This is a genomic window from Alkalibacter mobilis (assembly GCF_015594845.1).
GTDB classification, from domain to species: Bacteria; Bacillota; Clostridia; order Eubacteriales; family Alkalibacteraceae; genus Alkalibacter; species Alkalibacter mobilis.
The window spans coordinates 19,341-37,600 of sequence record NZ_JADNRK010000021.1; the positions used below are offsets into that span (position 1 = coordinate 19,341).

Here is an 18,260-nt window from a genome sequence, read left to right on the forward strand (position 1 = left end):
TTCAGTTTTTCTTGCAAATCTTGACCATGGCAGGTCTTATCACTTTTTCTTTAAAGGAATATCCCTTTTGGAATACTTCCATTATTTCATCATCTTCAAATTCATCGGAATCTTCGACAGTTACACCATGATGAAATTTCGGATCGAAACTTTCACCCTCACAATCGATTTCCTTGAGACCTTCATTGCTTAAAACTTCGAGCAATCTAGCCAAAACCATCCTGACTCCGTTGGCATAATCGTCCTGAATATTTGAGTCATCAAGGGATTTTACCGCTCTTTCCAAATTGTCCAAAACTGGTAACATTTTGGACGAAAAATCTTCCAAAGCAAATTTATAGATATCTTCTTTTTCTTTTACAGTTCTTTTCTTGTAGTTTTCAAAGTCGGCTTGAAGTCTCATCAACTGATTTTTGAGATCTTTTTCCTTGTCGCTTTCTTCCGATACATTCTTTTGAGTGTCTTCAGACAAATTTTCCTCCTTTACGGATTCGTCGGTCTCATTCATCAAATCTTCCTGTTTTTGCTTTTCTTCTTTTTTCCTACTGCTCAATATCATCACCCTTTTTGTTTTCTTCCAACCTGTAATCATTCAATTGTTTATTAAGTTCAGAACTTAAAAAGTTCATAACAGAAACAACATAGTCGTAATTCATTCTCGTTGGTCCTATAACTCCGATGCTTCCTATGTCTTCCCCATTTAATCTGTAAGTGGCAGTTATCAGACTGCAATCTTTGAACTCATTTATCTCATTTTCGGTTCCTATGACGATATTGAGGGCATTTTTACTGACATCACTCAATATTTCCGCCAACTTGTTTTTTTCTTCTATTATGTCCAAAAAACCTTTCGCTTTTACTATGTCATAGAATTCAGGATAATTCAAAATATTAGTCACGCCGTTTGAGTATACAAGATTTTCTCTTCGGTTGATCAAAATGTCTTTGAATATGGATATCACTTCCTGCAGAAGTTCATTTTCCCTTACAGTCAGGTCATTGATCTTTCCAGTCAATTCGCTTCCTATATTTTTGAACATTGCTCCCTTTATGACGTGATTAAGTATATTGTTTAATTTGTTTATCTCTTTGTCGCTTATTTTTCTTGTCAGCTTGATCTCATAATTGTTAATAATGTTCTCTTTTGTAACAACGACCATCAAGACCCTCTCATCTACGATAGGCACCAATTGTACGTGTTTACAATTCAGGCTTTCCATTTGCGGTAAAGACACTATAGAGGTGTAACTTGTCAGCTGGGCTATGACCCTGGCGGTATGCTTCAGTGCCTTGTCCACTTCTTCGACATATTGAGTATAACTCTGCCTGATTTCCTTTTCTACGTTCTTATTTAGATTGCTGAGTTTCATGAGTTCATCGACATACAGACGATATGCCTTTTGGGAAGGGATCCTTCCCGCTGAAGTGTGCGGTTGTATTAAAAACCCCATTTCTTCCAAATCAGACATTTCATTTCTGATCGTTGCAGCGCTTATACCCAGATTATATTTTTTGGCAATTGTTCTTGAACCTATCGGCTCTGCAGTTTCAATATAATCCTTTATAATTGAATGCAGAATTTTAAGTTTCCTATCCCGTTTATCATCCATAATTTCATCTCCATTGTTAGCACTCTTGCTGTTTGAGTGCTAATCTAATAATAAAATAACATCTTAAAAAGCTTTTGTCAATAGCTTCTACGAACTCTTAAGCAAATAATAAGGTTCTAAAAATCTATTCTCCAATGAACTCTCTGAATACGATATTTGCAAAGTCCAAACCTTTAACCGAAAGCTTAATCCCTTCGCCACTTTCTAACAACAACTTCTGCTTTAAAAGCTTTTCGATCGCTTTGCCATAAAAGTCGTGGATGTCGTTTCCAAATTTTGTTTTAAAATCTTGAAAACTTATTCCTTCTATCTTTCTAAGACCTAAAAACATGAACTCTTCCATAAGACTTTTTCTGTCAACCAATATTTTATTGATGGTCACATCTTTATTATTATTAGAACTATTTACATATTCTTCAAAATCAGCCGTGTTGCTGAACCTTAAATTATCCGCAAATGAATGAGCACCAAGACCCAAACCTATATATTCATCCAAATTCCAATAAACTGTGTTATGAGCAGACCTGAAACCAGGTTTTGCAAAATTTGATATCTCATAATGCTCGTACCCACGTTCTCTGGATTTCGATACCAACAGCTTGTACATATCTCTCTCAAGTTCGTCATCGATTTCAAACTCTTTATTTATATGTCTTTTCCAGAGCAACGTACCTTCCTCCAGTATCAATCCATAGCATGACAAATGTTCAGGATCCAATTTAAACACTTTTTCCAATCCTTCGTTAAATGACTCTAGACTTTGTCCAGGCAAACCCGTCATCAAGTCAACGCTGATATTTTTTGCTCCCATTTTTCGCAACAAGTTAAAGCCATCCAAAAAATCTTCATAATTATGAATCCTGCCAATTTTCTCCAGCTCACTGTCTACGCTACTTTGAAGACCGATACTGAATCTATTAATTCCAACTTCCATATATAACGCTATTTTGTCTTCAGTGATGGTTCCCGGGTTCAACTCTATGGTGATTTCGGCATTTTTAGACACACTTTGAGCCTTGCGAAGTTTAGTCAGAATTTTCTCTATAAATTTTTCATCAATAGAGCTGGGAGTACCGCCACCAAAGTAAACAGTCTCAATTTCCTTTTCCTTCATGAAATCAGACTTAGCTTCCATTTCATTTAAAAGAGCAGAAGTATACTCTTCTGCTCTGGCTTGTGCACCTGCAAATGACAAAAAATCACAATAATGGCATTTCTGTCTGCAAAACGGTATATGGATGTACACACTTGTTTTTTTCATTGCATCACCAATCAAGAATCGAGTTTTAAAACCGACATGAAAGCTTCCTGTGGGACTTCTATGCTTCCGACTTGTCGCATTCTTTTCTTGCCTTCCTTTTGTTTTTCCAGAAGTTTTCTCTTTCTTGAAATATCTCCACCATAACATTTGGCAAGTACATCTTTTCGCATTGCCCGAATAGTTTCGCGAGCAATGATCTTGCCTCCAATAGCTGCTTGTATCGGAATTTCAAACATTTGTCTCGGAATGGACTCCTTTAATTTTTCACAGATCATTCTTCCTCTATTGTAGACCTTGCTTCTGTGGACTATGAAAGACAACGCATCCACCACTTCTCCGTTTAATAGAATATCCAGTTTTACTAAATCACTTCTCTGATATTCTTTTACCTCGTAGTCAAATGAAGCATATCCTTTTGTCCTTGACTTCAAAGCATCAAAAAAGTCATAAATAATCTCGTTCAACGGGAGCTCATATTCCAAAACCACCCTTGTTTCTTCTATATAATTCATTGTTTTGTACTCGCCCCTGCGTTCTTGACAAAGATCCATGATCGCACCTACGTATTCTGAAGGAACCATGATAGATGCATTTACTATGGGTTCTTCCATATAATCTATTTCGACTGCCGGTGGAAGATTTGTGGGATTATCGACCCAGATTTCTTCTCCATTGGTTTTTTTCACTTTGTAAATTACGCTGGGTGCGGTGGTGACCAAATCGATATTATACTCGCGCTCCAATCTCTCCTGGATAATTTCCATATGAAGAAGTCCAAGAAATCCGCATCGAAAACCGAATCCCAAAGCAATGGACGTATCCGGTTCAAACATTAGAGATGCATCGTTAAGCTGTAATTTTTCCAAAGATTCTTTTAAATCCTCATATTTGGCTCCGTCTGCAGGGTATATTCCGCTGTAAACCATGGGCGTTACTTTTTTATATCCCGGGAGTGCCTCTAAAGCAGGATTTAAAGCATCAGTTATAGTGTCTCCCACGCGGGTATCCTTGACATTTTTTATACTGGCCGTCACGTAACCTACATCACCGCTGACAAGTTCATCAACGGGAAGCAAAGTTTTTACAAAAACACCTACTTCATCGACTTCGAAGATTTTTCCGGTGTTCATCATCTTGATTTTGGTACCTTTTTTAATTTTTCCTTCTTTGACTCTAACAGATGCGATAACTCCTCTGTAAGAATCATAATACGAATCGAAAATTAGAGCCTTGAGCGGTTGATCGTCCTTGTTTTCAGGGGGATGGATCTTTTCAACTATGACCTTTAACACGTCTTCGATATTTATGCCTTCTTTAGCCGATATCATGGGCGCGTCATGAGCTTCTATTCCTATGATGTCTTCTATTTCATTTTTCACCATTTCCGGATCCGCACCCGGCAAATCAATCTTATTTATTACAGGAATTATTTCCAAATTATTTTCCAAGGCAAGATAAACATTTGCCATAGTCTGGGCTTCGATACCTTGTACTGCATCCACAACCAATATGGCGCCTTCACATGCCGCCAGGCTCCGGGAGACTTCATAAGTAAAGTCCACATGTCCTGGTGTGTCTATCAAATTAAGAAAGTATTCTTCTCCATCATCAGCCTTGTATATAAGCCTGATAGCTTGAAGCTTGATGGTTATCCCTCTTTCTTTTTCAAGATCCATATTGTCCAAAACCTGATTGGACATTTCTCTGTCGGTGAGCAGACCCGTCTTTTGTATCAGCCTGTCCGCCAGAGTGGACTTGCCATGATCTATATGTGCTATTATACTGAAATTTCTCGTTTTTTCCTGTTTAGTTCTCGACATCAATATTCCTCCAAATGTAAACTCTAATTGTTATATTATATCAAAACCAACTCTATCTAACAATTATTTGTTTTATTTGTTCATAAGGTGTCTTTACCCGTTTGAGCCAGATAAACTCCCAGGGCTATGGAATTTAGTTTGGTCTCTGCGGAATCTGATCTTGAAGTGAGCACGATGGGTATTTTTGCTCCCATAATGATCCCTGCAAGCCTTGAAGGTGACAGGTAAGTCAAAGCTTTAAACAAAATATTTCCGGCTTCTATATCTGGCATTATTAAGATATCGCTTTTTCCTGCATTGGGATCTTTAATGTTCTTGACCTTGGCCGAGTGATCGGACAAGGCATTGTCGAGGGCAAATGGGCCGCTTATATTGCATCCTTTAATGAGCCCTTTTTTATTTCTGTCCACCAACTCTTTTGCATCAACAGTTGCAGGCATCTTGTCATTGACTTTTTCAACTGCGCACACTATTGCCACATTAGGTTTGTCATAACCCAATGCATGTGCAAATTTTACCGCATTATTGATTATCTGATGTTTCTGATTGAGATCCGGTGCTATATTCATGGCCACGTCGCTAATGATCAATAACCTTGGGAAATCGCGGATCTCAAATAATGCCACATGACTGAGCACATTTTCCTTTTTGAGGTCGTACTTTTTATCCAGGACTCCCCTTAATATTTTTGAGGTATCGATGTGACCTTTCATCAGCAATTCAGCCTCTCCACTCTTTATCATTGATAAAGCCTTCGAAACTGATTCCTCGTCGTCTTTAGTTTCCACTATTTCCACACCTGTAAGATCTAAACCGGCCTTATCAGCAATCTCACTAATTTTCGCCTTATTTCCCGTTACTATCGGATGTATTATTTTTTTATCTCTCGCCGCCAGCAATGATTCTAGAACATCTTGATCTTCTCCTGCAGCAACAACCAATTTCATAGGCTCGATTTTTTTGAGATTATAAAATATGTCATCAAATGATTTGATCATAACATCGTCCCTCCTTCAATATTACTGAATTTTATACCCATTGTAGTTTTTTTGTATCACATTAAAACGCATAAAATATTATGTTTTTGATTTTTCACTTGTATTCCCCACCATAAAAGTATAAAATAAAAAAGTTATATTAATAGAGAGGAATTGATTACAATTACAAACAACAAAATTATCAATATTGCAGTTATAGCACACGTTGATGCGGGAAAATCTACTTTGGTAGATGCTTTCTTGTCTCAAAGCGGCGTTTTCAGAGATAACGAGGAAGTCGTGGAATGTGTCATGGATTCAAACGACTTGGAGAGAGAACGCGGAATAACCATATACTCTAAAAATTGTTCGGTCATGTACAATGACATAAAGATAAACATTGTGGATACTCCGGGACACGCAGATTTTTCATCGGAAGTAGAAAGAATAATCAAAACAGTAGATACTGTAATATTGCTGGTAGATTCATCTGAAGGTCCCATGCCGCAGACTAGGTTTGTTTTGAACAAAGCATTGGAGATCGGGCTTAAACCGATTCTTTTGATCAATAAGATCGACAAGAAAGATCAAAGAGCCGAAGAAGTTGTAGATATGGTATTTGACCTGTTTTTGGAACTTGGAGCAAATGACGAACAGCTGGACTTTCCAATTCTTTACGGAATAGCCAAAGAAGGTATCGTTCTAAAAGAAATGAACGATGAAAGAAATGGAATAATACCTTTGTTCGAGACTATACTTGAACATGCAAAACCATATCCTGATTTAAATTCAGAGCCTCTTCAACTTCAGATTTCATCGTTGGCTTATGACGATTACCTTGGCAGACTTGGAATAGGCAGGATCTATAAAGGAAGTCTTAAAGAGGGCCAGGCTGTTGAAATATTCAAAGAAAATGAAACTTTGGAAAGAGGTAAGATCTCAGGCATTTTCACTTATGCCGGGATGAAAAGAATTTCAGTCAAGGAAGCTGGCAGCGGAGATATTGTAGTTATAAGCGGTATTCCAAACATTTCAATAGGCGAGACCATCGGTGAACCTGACAAAATCGTACCATTGGAGTTACTTCACATTGAAGAACCTACACTATCAATGAACTTTTTAGTTAATTCATCTCCACTTGCCGGCAAAGAAGGAAAATACGTAACCTCCAGACATTTAAAGGCTAGGCTAGAAAGAGAACTTGAAGTAAATGTTGGTTTAAAAGTAGAACCTTTGGAACAGACTGACGGATTTAAAGTATCCGGTCGTGGGGAGCTTCACCTGTCAATTCTTATAGAAAACATGAGAAGAGAAGGTTATGAACTGGGAGTATCAAAACCTGAAGTAATAATGCACCGGGAGAACGGTAAATTAATGGAGCCTATAGAAAAGGTTATAATCTCAGTCCCACAAGATTACTCAGGAGCAGTTATATCAAAACTCAACATCAGAAAAGGCGTCATGGAATCTATGCACGCCGAAGGCGATTTTGTGTCTCTGGAATATCTAGTGCCTACCCGTGGTTTACTTGGATATTCTACGGATTTCATAAATGATACCAGAGGCGAGGGCACCATGGTTCGTAGATTTGAAAAATTCGAACAACACAAGGGCGAAATACCTCAAAGAACGAATGGAGTATTGATATCTCAAGTTGATGGAGAAGCCATGGGATATTCACTCATGAATTTAAGCGAGAGAGCTCAATTCTTTATTGAACCCGGAGTAACTGTTTATGAAGGAATGATAGTTGGTTTAAACTCTCGAAACGAGGACATGACTGTAAACCCTTGCAAAAACAAAAAAATGACCAACGTTCGAGCCAGCGGTTCTGATGATGCAATAAAACTGCCGCCTGCTCTGAAACTTACACTGGAAGATGCTCTCGAATTTATTAATGATGACGAGCTCGTAGAAATCACTCCAAAACAGATTAGGTTGCGAAAAAAATTATTGAAAGAACTTGATCGTAAACGCAGCGGCAAAAACCTATAAGCAAAACCCTTTGATCATGCTGATCAAAGGGTTTTTATTTTAGTCATCTTGTCTGTAATTATAATCTCTCTTGTTGAAGAAATTCAACCAGGAAGAAGTTTTGTATAATTCCCAGTTTACCGGTGGTATATATCTCAACTTCATCGTGTATTCTTTCTCTTTGGCTTTATATTGCTCATACATCTCAACGTAGATACAACGTTGTTCGCCAGGGTATACTTCACACCAACCGTCTCTACTTCCACCACAAGCTCCATTTCTTTGGTTTTTAGGGCATTTTGACATCGGACATTGATAACCGATCTCGTGCATTACACAATCGCCGCAAAATCTGCATTCATTCATAAAAGTTTTAGAATAATACTCAAACCATGTAAATGGTTTTTTCAAGAATCCTTTGTCTATCTTTTCTGCAAAGTATTTTACAATGGGATAAAAAATCGCTTTCTCACTAAAGAACAGGCTGTGGAAAGATCCGAAGAACCAGGTCTTTAAATTCGCCTTTTTGTGACCTGTTTTAGAACGATCAACCGGAACATCTGTATTCAGTCCAGTTTTAGAATCCTTCTCAAAGAAGTAGTAGCCATTTTCCATTGGGTAATCAAATTCCTTAACCAAATCAACCCAGTTTTCAAGGTACTCTTCTCCCTTTTCCAATACCAGACACAAGTCATCATAACTCATTCCGTGACCGGCTATGGTTACACCATCATAACCCATACCTTTAAGAATTGCATATAATTTAGCTGATCTGATAAGCTGCTGATGATGGTTTCCATCGGGATCTTTTTCTTTTTCGGCTTTTAATTCAGCCAACATTTTATCAGTAACCACGCATCCCGGGATCAAGTTCTTATTCATCATATTTGCTACCGGAACTGATAACACAAAAATGTTTCCAATCAATGGAACATCAATATTGTATTTCTGTGTATAAAGTCTCAACTCATGAAATTTTCTGGCGTCAAAGCCGAGCTGAGTAATAAAATATTCCGCTCCATTATCGTATTTTTGATGCATCTTGTAGTACTGCGCCAATTGTTCGGGTTCCGTAGATTTAAAAGGTGATACAACTGCGCCGGCAAAAAAATCTGTTTTGTTCAATCTCTTGGTCCCTTTTCTTATCGGCACCTCAAATCCTTCGTTCATTTTCTTGATCATTTTTAAGACATGGACTGCATCCAAGTCAAAAACAGGTTTGGGTCTGCCTGCGAAGCCTTCTGATTCGTAGTCTCCTGTCATGACCAATAGATTTTTAAGTCCAGATCTATTCATAGCATGGAGTTGACTTTCGATTTCATTTCTATTCTTGTCTTTGCATGTAAAATGATATAACGTTTCTTCTCCAGTTTCTTTGAGTATTTCCTGAGCCAAGGGATATGGCATTATTGCCGGTTTTCCACTTGGGTTGTCCGTGATTGTGAAAGCGTTTACTCTTGGGTCGCCAGCTGCTTGTTTTGCTGCTTCAATAGCTTTGTCCTGTTGCTTTTCAGTCGATCCTCTTCCTGGAACAATCTCCCAAGTTACGGAGAAATGCGTTTTGCTCAACACAGCTTCTTTGTAACTCAATTTGTTAGTGGTCATGATTTTCCTCCTCATAAATTCTCTTAAATACTAAAACAAAAACATGTATATACAAGAGATAAATAAATTCCTTCATTAATATAACATATTTCTACATAGTTTTTCAACTATTGAAAACAAAGTTGCGTTATTTTATCTACGTTTTTGATGCTTAAATCATTATGATTAAGGGTAAGTAAAGGTATAACAATAATCTTTAAGGAGGTTTCCGCGATGAACCTACTGACAAGAACTGAAATTGAAAAATTAATTGAAGTTCAAAATCAAAATTGTATAAGTTTGTACTTCCCAATGGGGCAAAATTTCACTGATGAAAAAAGCAAGATCTTATTAAAAAATCTCGTCAAATCTGTAGAATCAGATCTTTTGGATCACAATATTCCAAAAAAAGAAACCGATTCTTTGATAAGTCCTGCGTTGGAATTAATAAACGATTCCGACTTCTGGTCTAATCCATCGATTTCTGCAGGAGTCTTTCTCAATGGAGGCAATATCGACGTTATAAGGATTCCTTTTCCTGTTGAACCTTTGCATTACATTGGACCGAACTATTATTTATTGCCGTTGTTTAAATTATTTGGTCTGGAAAATCAATTTCATATTTTATCTTTGAGTCAAAATAACGTTAGACTCTTCACATGTGATTTTCTATCATGTGGCGAAGTGGAATTGGAGAAAATCCCTACCAGTTTGGAAGAAGCACTAAAATATGATGATTTCGATAACGAACGGCAATCTCATTCAAGAAGTCATGGAAGCTCGGGGGATGGCACCCCTGGAGTATTCAGAGGCCAAGGCGATGGTAGAGATGAACTTAAAACCAATTTATGGCGCTTTGTTGAAATGATAGACAAGGATCTGCACCTTTATGTAAAAAGCAAAAACACTCCTGTAATTCTTGCCGGTGTGGAATATCTGACAGCGATTTTCAAGAGAGTTAATACTTCATACAAAATCCTGGAAACCGAAATTAGCGGCAACGTCGATAATTTATCTATCCAAGAGATACATCAAAAATCTTTACCCATAGCTGAAAAGTACTACAACAGCACTGTCGAGAAGGATCTGATGCGATACAACAATTTGGTTTCAACAGATAAGACTTCTTCGACGATTGAAGACGTTGCATCGGCTGCAGCCAAGGGCAAGGTAAGGATCCTGTTCGCCACAACCAACTCTTTCGTTCCAGGAATCTATAATCCTGAATTGGATTCTGCATTCTTTAAAGAAGGCAACCCGGATTCTGAAGATTTGATCAACTTTTCAGTTGTAAACACTTTAAAGACCGGGGGTAAAATCCACATTTTAGACCCCGAAAAAATGCCTGAATCTAAAACTTGTGCAGCATTATTTAGATACTGAGCAAAATTTTAGCAGAGAGACCATTAAAGATCTCTCTGCTTTTGTAATGTTTATTGTCTTTTTCCGTGAACGAAAAAATTGATTTCTCTTTCAGCACTTTCAGGTGAGTCTGAAGCGTGGATTATGTTTTCATCTTTTGTTAGTGCAAATCTGCCCCTAATAGATCCATTTTCAGCGTCTAACGGATCTGTAGCACCTGTTAATTTTCTGAAACCTTTAATGGCATTTTCTCCTTCAACTACCATTACCACAACCGGTCCTCTTTTCATGTATGACGCTAAAGACGGAAAAAAGGGCTTGTCTTTATGTTCTGCATAATGGTAACTTAAATCATCGTCATTCAATTCCTTTATTTGCATGTGAGATATGGTGTAAGTTTTCTTTTCTATCATGGAAATGATTTCACCTACAATTTTTCTTTCCATTGCATCGGGTTTTAAGATAACTAAAGTTTTTTCCAAAGCCATTTCTACACTCCTTCTATTATTTAGTGTTAATTTTTTTGATCCCTTCACTCAACACAGGTATAATTTGCTTTTTTCTTGATACCCAGCCTTCTACAAAAATACCTTGTTTCATTTTTCTTTCAAACAAACTATCGATCGATTTGTTGTCGTTGTAAAAAATATATGAGCCTTGTTTTATTATATCTGTTATTATACACATAGTAATATATTGATGTCTACTATTGTTTAAATTTTTTATAAACGTTAAAAATTCGTCAATATTTTCGCTTATAGCATCAATATTTAAAGTGAAAACTTGGGATATCCCAACTTTCACACCTTCCAATACGAATTCCTTGTAGTCGGAAAAAAAGATCTCTTCCACGGATTTTCCGCTCAAATCAGTTCCTTTTTTGAACATTTCCATCGCAAATGCATTTAGATCTATGCCTGTGATTTTTACAAGATCTTCCACAGCTTCCCGATCCCGATCGGTAGTAGTAGGTGATTTTAGCAGCAGCGTATCTGATACTATGCCCGCAAGCATGAGCCCTGGAATAGGACCGTCGATTGGAAATCCCGCTTCTTTATACATGTTGTATAAGATTGTATTGGTGCTTCCCACCGGTTGATTCCTGAAAGAAATGGGCAGAGTTGTTGAAATATCTCCGATCTTGTGATGATCGACGATTTCCAATATTTCAGCTTCACGTATTCCTTCTGCACTTTGGGTATACTCATTGTGATCTACAAGTATCACTTTCTTTTTTGCCGGACTGATTATGTGACCTCTTCCCAAGATTCCCATGTATTTTCCATCTTCTGTGACGAGTGGAAATTTCGAATGCTCCGAATCTCTAATTATCTCTCTCGATTCTTCCAAATAATCATTTTCCTTGAAATACAAAATATTCTCACTTATCATAATATTTTGTACATAATTCGTTAAAAAAATAGTCTTTGTTGCCTCGTAGGTGTCGAAACAAGTTGCAATGAGATTTATTTTGTTATTTCTGGCCGATTCGATTATTTCAGCATCTATTTCTTTGCAACCCGTGACTATTATCAACTGAACGTTAGATTCTATGGCATGTTTTAAAATATCGGTCCTATCACCTACAATCACAATAGTGTTGCTGTTAAACAACCTCATCTCCTCGATCGTATCAAGATGAAAAGCAGTAACCAACACTTCACCGTCTACATTCTCACCGACCTTGTTGATCGAAACTCCCTCCATTGCTTCGACAATGTTGTCAAAGCTGGAATTTATAAGTCTCTGCTCACTGCTGATCAAGCTCATTGCTATATCTTTCATAGTTACTATCCCAATCAGATAATTCTCGTCATCTACAAGCGGCAAAGTTCTCAGTCTATTTTTCCCCATGTATGAATAAGCGTCGAATATGGAATTTTTGCTGGTCAGGGGTTTCGTTTTGTCATAGTTTAAATCCTTCATTTGTATCTTGACATTGTCCAAAACAGCCGGAATATCAGCGTTAAAGTAATCAAGCACATATCTGCTGTCTTTGCCAATTTCATCTAAAGTGACGGGAACTGCACTGACCCCCATCTTTTTTTTATAGTCAGCCATAACGATAGCCGAGGTCACGCTATCTGTGTCGGGATTTTTATGACCAAACACTAATACATCATTCATCTAAATACCTCCGCATTAAATTTATATTGGTTATATTATATCATCGTTGAAACTCAATTCCATATAATTCTCTTTAAGCCAATCCTTGCAATTTTTATATTCAGGATATACTCGATTTACCTCACACCAGAAATCCCTCGAATGGTTTTTATGCTTCATATGGCTCATTTCATGAACAACTATATAGTCTATAATCTCCATAGGTGCCATAATTATTCGCCAATTGAACAATAACTTGTTGTCATATGTGCAGCTTCCCCATCTTTTTTTCTGCTCTTTCACTTTAATTTCCGTTGGAATGTGATCAAAATATTTACTATAAAATCCAACCCTGCTCGAAATTATCTCTCGCCCTTGAATTTTGTACCATTTGACTAGCTCGTCCTTTATTATTTTCCTGTCACATATTGGCCCTTCAAATACAATTTTTTCTTCAACAAAATCAATTCTTGATTTATTAGACTTTACACCACAGATATTCAGCGTGTACTTATTTCCAAGAAAGTTCAATTGATCACCCTGCTGAAAATTCACAGGTTTGATTTTTCTGTTTTTTTCAACTATAAGACTTTTTTTATTTATAATCCAATGGATTTTATCTGAAATCATTTTATTGATCCTGGCATCATCTATATGATGCGGCACAGTAAGTGTTATCACACCTTTGCTGTCAATTTTGATTTCTGCTGTTTTTCTTTTTCTTTTGACTACGTTATACTCGATTTCTCCGATACTTAACTGTTTCTTTTTATCCATTTATCCTCCATATAAAAACTTGTACTATTATACTATATATGATAACATACTTTAATGGGCAACATGCAAGCCAGATGATCGCGTGAACATTTTCGCAAGAAAGTTCATGAGGAAAGTCCGAGCTCCGCAGGGCAGGGTGCCGGGTAACCCCCGGTGGAGGCGACTCTAAGGAAAGTGCAACAGAAAGTATACCGCCCGGCGCTGTAAATTCCATATTGATTTGTGCAATTTACAGTGCCGGGTAAGGATGAAAGGGCGAGGTAAGAGCTCACCATCGGCCAGGTAACTGGTCGGATTTGTAAACCCCACCTGGTGCAAGACCAAGTTAGGACACAAAAGCAGTGGCCCGCTGTGTCCAATGGTAGGTCGCTTGAGCCTTTTGGCAACAAAAGGCCTAGATAGATGATCATCAAAAACAGAACTCGGCTTAACGACTTGGATGTCAATGCCCACAAAACACAAGGCTTTCACGGTCTTGTGTTTTTCATTATAGACTAATTTCTCTCTGAGTGTTACAACTTTACTATAGCAGAACAGTAACTATAACATTTTCATCATATTTTTTAACGATATTTCATTATAAGCGAGCTAGGTTAAAATTTCGCACCTTTTTATTATCTTCATATTTCTACACAAAAAAGAGACACCTTGTAAGCGCGTCTCTATAAAGTAAGTTGTTACTATATTAAATTCCAACTTCTTTCGGTCACTTCTTTCGAAACCGAAGGCTCTGGCATTTTTGCAAAAAGCGCAAATACTCCACCTACAAGGCATATAATCCATATTGCATTAAAAACCAATGTATAGCTACCCTGAGAATCGTATATCAATCCACCTATCATTCCACTTGGAGAACATATTATTGCAGTCAAAAGCATCATAGTACCCATGACCTGAGGATATACCTTTACTCCATAAAAGTTAGCCAACGTAGTAAGCATTGCAGTATAAGGCCATCCAAACCCCATACCAAACAGAGCAGCTCCTATTAGCGCTTGTGAAGTTGTAGATGCATTCACTGCCAGCAAAGCACCTATAATCGTTGGCGACACCCCCATTGCAAGAACGAATCTGGCCTGGATTTTTTCTGTTAGAAAACCTGACAACAATCGACCCACAACACCTCCTAAAGTCATGATTCCCATAGCCATAGCACCAGTTTCTAGGTCAAAGCCATTTGAAGTCAAGTGAAGGATATAATGGGATACGAAGAAGAAGAATGGAGCAAAAATAGCAATTCCCGATACAAATATCATCCAAAAGGATCTGGTTTTATATGCTTCCTTAGCAGTCCAGTCATATGAAGACAGCAAACTTTTTGAGCCTTGTACCATTTTTTTATCGCTTGGATCAATTCCGTCAGGTAGCTGACCAATAGACTGTGGAGTTTCTTTAACTAGTAGCCTATTTGCTATAATTCCAACCACTCCAATCACTCCAATATAAACCCAAGCCATCCTCCAGTTTCCGTTGTTTGTCGACAGTATTCTCCCCAATACCGGAGAGGCAACGGTACCTCCAAAGCTAGCTATCACCATCATATATCCCATTGCTCGACCTCTGTATTTAGCAAACCACCTTGCAATCCATGTTGAATATGGAACTATGGTTCCGCATGTCATTACAACCGACACCAATACACCAAATACCAACAGATACTGCCAAGGTTGAGTCACTATCTGCATCAATATTGCAACAACAACGAGCATGCCACAGCCGAACATAGCAGTATTTCTGATTCCAATTTTTTTAACCAAAGGGGCTGCTACAAAAGCAGAATTTATACCTACAAACAAATTTAATAGCGTAAAGCCAAGGCCAAACATAGCCCTGCTCATAGGAATGTCTCTCAGAACGTTAGGAGCAGTTACCGACCCTCCATACTGAGCAAATCCCAATACTAAAAGATAAATGATTCCTATGGAAAAAAGCATTCTCCAACCTGAAAATTTTTGTTCATTTTCCATTTTATATTCCTCCTCAACATTAAACACTATATCTTCATTCCAAGGGACAAATTCATATAACCGATATGCTTTTGCTTATTTAAAAAGTGGTTTTACTGGGTATTTTTCGATAGGTACATTTTCCGTCGAAAAGTCCATTTTCCCTTCATTATTTTTTACTATGATGTATTTCAGCCAATTGCGATTATCTGTTTCAGGATAGTCTTCTCTTAAGAACCATCCTCTTGACTCCTTTCTCATGGAAGCGGCTCTAAACTGCATCTCAGCCGACAGTACCATTGCCTGAGCCTCATGACAATTACATAAATCATGATAATCTTGAGCTTTTAAGTTTTCGAGCTTATTTTTTGTTTTTTCTACTTTTCTAAGTCCAATATCTATCCTGTGCTGGCTCATATATACTGAGTTCTCTACGGGACCGACTGCTTCTCTGATATCTTCCATTATTTCTTCTGCATCAATTCCGTCCGATTTTAACAACGGTGCATATGTTCTTTCTTTCAGAAGCATAACCTGATCATCATCTATCGCTGATTCATCTTTTTTACTTACTCTATCCAAGCTGGATTCTGCTGCTATCAATCCATTGAAAACTGCATTTAGTATTCCTGAACCCCTGTTTCTCCCCGGAGGTGCAGGAACAGCTCCTGGAGATGCAGATCCAGAATAGCTGATATCTCCTACGGCATAAAGCCCGGGTATGGTGGTCTGCATGTCGTGTCCTACTTTTACCGGTGACTGTTCACCCACAAAGCACATTACTACCTCCTTGCAATCTCCATCTTTTTCTGCGGCTTTGCCATATATCTTTTTCCATATTTTAATTCCATAAGGTCTATTCCATACATAAGGAGTAGTGAATAATGCGTCTCCATGGGCCGTTACTTCATACTCATCAGGATGTATATAAACCGGCCCTTTACCAGCTGACATCTGCTTATACCATTCGGAAACCGCCTTTGAGCTAACGTCCGCTTCTGGAAATCTCCTGAAGTTCTTAGTTATGTTTTCTCCCAATGAATTGTACATAACATTTTCGCTAAATACCATGTCATGGTGACTTTTAGCCTTGTATTGCTGAGCAAAGTTTCCGAATTCTGCATTTCTCATTTCAGCACCTGCACGATAAGCTGCCGCTATTCCATCCCCTCTGCCGTTCCACATAGGCATTATTTTGTAGTTTTGACTTCCTGTTGCCAGAATCACCGATTTTGCTTTTATGATGCTAAACGTCCCGTCAATCAAGTCGTACCCAACAACTCCCACTGCTTCTCCATTGTTGGTCAAAATATCTGACATAACAGTTTTATCAACTATTTTAACTCCAAACTTTGCTGCTGTTTTCCTGACTTGAAGAGTAATATCAAGATCAACTCCTATCATGCCTGTCATTGGCCCTGTAGGAATGACTTTTAAATTACCATCTTCATCATAAGGAACTTTCACTCCCCAATTGACTAGCTTTTCTATCATCTCATTGTTCATACTCACATATTTATAAAGAAGCTCTTGATCTCCTAGAAATGCCCCTACGTTATGTGCGTGATAACCTACAAATTGCTCAGGAGTGCAACGATTGAAATCGAAATATTGCAATACCCCTCCACCTCTGTTGGCCTTTCCGCTGTATCCCGTCGTATTTTTTTCTATAATCAATATATCAATATCCGAGTTTAGCTCTTTTATTCTCACTGCTGCTGTTAAACCTGCAATGCCTCCTCCGACAATGACCACATCTGTGCTTATCCGTTTTTCCTCTATGTTTAATTTAGTCATCAAAATTTCACTCCCATCTTTTTATCTATATCTATCAAAACTTTGGTAAAGTCGCTCAGATTCAAAATCGATTACAACGTCTATGCACTCTTTTGGACAAAGGGCTTCACAATAAGTGCAATGAACACAATCTTCCTGGTAAGCTGCTATTGGTTTATTCTCTTCTTCGTCCCATCTTATAACATCTACAAAGCAAGCTTTATAGCATAATTTACATCCTATACATTTATCTTTGTCAATTATGACTTTATGATTTGTCATATTTCATGCCTCCTTAATAAAAATTATCTTTTTCTTCTGCGTAAATCTTAGGCAACAATACAGCAAGGTTTGTAAATTCTTTAATATTATGCAAAAGCAAAGTCATCGGACCCATTGCAGGCATTCTAGCCCAATCCGGAAGTGCCTTTACATCCTTTCCATCTTCAACAGTCCAGCCCATCCAAAATCTAGTTCTAAGCTCAACTCCCCCGTCTATTTCTCTGATAAAATGACACATAATAGTATCAGGCGAAGCAAACGGAGGATGTCCCTTGCCATTGCCTTTAGCACAAATTATAGTTCCACAATCTTTTGTACCAAACCTGCTCATATCAAATCCAAGGTCTCCCGGATATTTAAAGTTGATTACTATATCTTCAGGTCCCATTCCAATATCTTCAACGACCTCATGCGAAGTATCCCAATACTTTTCACGCAAGTTAAGATCACTATCTAAAGTCCTTTTCTTCTGCATTGATTCTGCTTTGTAGTGGTCTTCTGGGTTCCATATGGTGTATCTTAAATTGTCAAGACCATGCCATGCAAACCACCAATCAAACATTTCAACCGTAACACCGGGCATCTTTGTCAAGTTTGCTACAAATCCCGTTCCATCCTCCATGATGCAGTATCCTACCTCTACATCTAGATATCCTGGTGTAACTGGTAAAATAAAGCAGGCCATTTTCAGACATCACGACTAGTCCAGAACTCGCCACAAACTAGGCCAGTTCTGGACACAAACTATGCCACTTTAATCTGAGTGATGATAAACTTTCTGTTGA

General features: G+C 37.9%; 15 protein-coding genes and 1 other RNA gene. 3 read left to right on the plus strand and 13 right to left on the minus strand.

The genetic code is table 11. The features are described 5' to 3' along the window. Position 1 precedes the first annotated feature (1 nt). From grpE to IWB18_RS09720, 5 genes are all read right to left on the minus strand, one after another. Entirely contained in the window at positions 2–559 is a 558-nt protein-coding gene (grpE, locus tag IWB18_RS09700; protein WP_195683421.1) for a nucleotide exchange factor GrpE, read from the minus strand. After that, complete coding sequence (gene hrcA, locus IWB18_RS09705) at positions 543–1,610, minus strand: heat-inducible transcriptional repressor HrcA (RefSeq protein WP_195683422.1); 1,068 nt, start codon at positions 1,608–1,610, stop codon at positions 543–545. Before hrcA ends, grpE begins: the two co-directional genes overlap by 17 nt. 124 nt (positions 1,611–1,734) lie before the next feature. Beyond that, positions 1,735–2,871, minus strand: coding sequence for a radical SAM family heme chaperone HemW (gene hemW / locus IWB18_RS09710; protein ID WP_195683423.1), 1,137 nt, complete (start codon positions 2,869–2,871; stop codon positions 1,735–1,737). An 11-nt stretch (positions 2,872–2,882) separates the two neighbouring features. Then, complete coding sequence (lepA, locus tag IWB18_RS09715) at positions 2,883–4,691, minus strand: translation elongation factor 4 (RefSeq protein ID WP_195683424.1); 1,809 nt, start codon at positions 4,689–4,691, stop codon at positions 2,883–2,885. 80 nt (positions 4,692–4,771) lie between these two features. After that, positions 4,772–5,689 carry a bifunctional enoyl-CoA hydratase/phosphate acetyltransferase gene (locus tag IWB18_RS09720; RefSeq protein WP_195683425.1) on the minus strand — a complete coding sequence of 306 codons (918 nt, stop codon included), beginning with the start codon at positions 5,687–5,689 and terminating at the stop codon, positions 4,772–4,774. A gap of 153 nt (positions 5,690–5,842) precedes the next feature. On the opposite strand from IWB18_RS09720, the gene typA reads away from it, so the two are divergent. Then, positions 5,843–7,663, plus strand: coding sequence for a translational GTPase TypA (typA, locus tag IWB18_RS09725; protein WP_207740806.1), 1,821 nt, complete (start codon positions 5,843–5,845; stop codon positions 7,661–7,663). A gap of 39 nt (positions 7,664–7,702) precedes the next feature. Here the strand turns inward: typA and IWB18_RS09730 are convergent, their stop codons facing one another. Next, complete coding sequence (locus IWB18_RS09730) at positions 7,703–9,247, minus strand: methylenetetrahydrofolate reductase C-terminal domain-containing protein (RefSeq protein WP_195683426.1); 1,545 nt, start codon at positions 9,245–9,247, stop codon at positions 7,703–7,705. Between the two features lie 213 nt (positions 9,248–9,460). On the opposite strand from IWB18_RS09730, the gene IWB18_RS09735 reads away from it, so the two are divergent. After that, on the plus strand, positions 9,461–10,609 hold the full coding sequence (locus IWB18_RS09735; protein ID WP_195683427.1) for a baeRF7 domain-containing protein: 1,149 nt from the start codon (positions 9,461–9,463) through the stop codon (positions 10,607–10,609). 50 nt (positions 10,610–10,659) lie between these two features. Here the strand turns inward: IWB18_RS09735 and ndk are convergent, their stop codons facing one another. From ndk to IWB18_RS09750, 3 genes are read right to left on the minus strand one after another with little or no spacing between them, the layout of a single operon-like run. Next, entirely contained in the window at positions 10,660–11,070 is a 411-nt protein-coding gene (gene ndk, locus IWB18_RS09740; protein ID WP_207740807.1) for a nucleoside-diphosphate kinase, read from the minus strand. A gap of 22 nt (positions 11,071–11,092) precedes the next feature. Then, complete coding sequence (locus tag IWB18_RS09745; RefSeq protein WP_195683429.1) at positions 11,093–12,715, minus strand: putative manganese-dependent inorganic diphosphatase; 1,623 nt, start codon at positions 12,713–12,715, stop codon at positions 11,093–11,095. A 30-nt stretch (positions 12,716–12,745) separates the two neighbouring features. Beyond that, positions 12,746–13,471 (minus strand): M48 family metallopeptidase, encoded by a 726-nt coding sequence (locus IWB18_RS09750; RefSeq protein ID WP_195683430.1) that lies wholly within the window; start codon positions 13,469–13,471, stop codon positions 12,746–12,748. 62 nt (positions 13,472–13,533) lie between these two features. Between IWB18_RS09750 and rnpB the strand changes: the two genes are divergently transcribed. Then, positions 13,534–13,917: RNase P RNA component class A (gene rnpB, locus IWB18_RS09755), an RNA gene on the plus strand. Between the two features lie 234 nt (positions 13,918–14,151). Here the strand turns inward: rnpB and IWB18_RS09760 are convergent. The 4 genes from IWB18_RS09760 to IWB18_RS09775 all read right to left on the minus strand — a co-directional run bounded on the left by IWB18_RS09760 (position 14,152) and on the right by IWB18_RS09775 (position 18,160). Further along, positions 14,152–15,438, minus strand: coding sequence for an MFS transporter (locus tag IWB18_RS09760; protein WP_195683431.1), 1,287 nt, complete (start codon positions 15,436–15,438; stop codon positions 14,152–14,154). A gap of 75 nt (positions 15,439–15,513) precedes the next feature. Then, positions 15,514–17,214 (minus strand): FAD-dependent oxidoreductase, encoded by a 1,701-nt coding sequence (locus IWB18_RS09765; protein WP_195683432.1) that lies wholly within the window; start codon positions 17,212–17,214, stop codon positions 15,514–15,516. A 21-nt stretch (positions 17,215–17,235) separates the two neighbouring features. Then, the gene (locus IWB18_RS09770; protein ID WP_195683433.1) at positions 17,236–17,475 is read right to left on the minus strand and encodes a 4Fe-4S dicluster-binding protein; all 240 of its coding nucleotides are present in this window, start codon (positions 17,473–17,475) and stop codon (positions 17,236–17,238) included. A gap of 13 nt (positions 17,476–17,488) precedes the next feature. Continuing rightward, entirely contained in the window at positions 17,489–18,160 is a 672-nt protein-coding gene (locus tag IWB18_RS09775) for a DAPG hydrolase family protein (protein WP_195683434.1), read from the minus strand. Positions 18,161–18,260: the final 100 nt, after the last annotated feature.

What these genes read in the sequence shown, in the direction of transcription:
- IWB18_RS09765 (WP_195683432.1), bottom strand. Translation starts at nt 17,214, where the DNA reads ATGACTAAATTAAACATAGAGGAAAAACGGATAAGCACAGATGTGGTC.
- lepA (WP_195683424.1), bottom strand. Translation starts at nt 4,691, where the DNA reads ATGTCGAGAACTAAACAGGAAAAAACGAGAAATTTCAGTATAATAGCA.
- IWB18_RS09760 (WP_195683431.1), bottom strand. Translation starts at nt 15,438, where the DNA reads ATGGAAAATGAACAAAAATTTTCAGGTTGGAGAATGCTTTTTTCCATA.
- IWB18_RS09775 (WP_195683434.1), bottom strand. Translation starts at nt 18,160, where the DNA reads ATGGCCTGCTTTATTTTACCAGTTACACCAGGATATCTAGATGTAGAG.
- IWB18_RS09745 (WP_195683429.1), bottom strand. Translation starts at nt 12,715, where the DNA reads ATGAATGATGTATTAGTGTTTGGTCATAAAAATCCCGACACAGATAGC.
- hrcA (WP_195683422.1), bottom strand. Translation starts at nt 1,610, where the DNA reads ATGGATGATAAACGGGATAGGAAACTTAAAATTCTGCATTCAATTATA.
- IWB18_RS09720 (WP_195683425.1), bottom strand. Translation starts at nt 5,689, where the DNA reads ATGATCAAATCATTTGATGACATATTTTATAATCTCAAAAAAATCGAG.
- hemW (WP_195683423.1), bottom strand. Translation starts at nt 2,871, where the DNA reads ATGAAAAAAACAAGTGTGTACATCCATATACCGTTTTGCAGACAGAAA.
- grpE (WP_195683421.1), bottom strand. Translation starts at nt 559, where the DNA reads ATGATATTGAGCAGTAGGAAAAAAGAAGAAAAGCAAAAACAGGAAGAT.
- IWB18_RS09730 (WP_195683426.1), bottom strand. Translation starts at nt 9,247, where the DNA reads ATGACCACTAACAAATTGAGTTACAAAGAAGCTGTGTTGAGCAAAACG.
- IWB18_RS09750 (WP_195683430.1), bottom strand. Translation starts at nt 13,471, where the DNA reads ATGGATAAAAAGAAACAGTTAAGTATCGGAGAAATCGAGTATAACGTA.
- IWB18_RS09770 (WP_195683433.1), bottom strand. Translation starts at nt 17,475, where the DNA reads ATGACAAATCATAAAGTCATAATTGACAAAGATAAATGTATAGGATGT.
- IWB18_RS09735 (WP_195683427.1), top strand. Translation starts at nt 9,461, where the DNA reads ATGAACCTACTGACAAGAACTGAAATTGAAAAATTAATTGAAGTTCAA.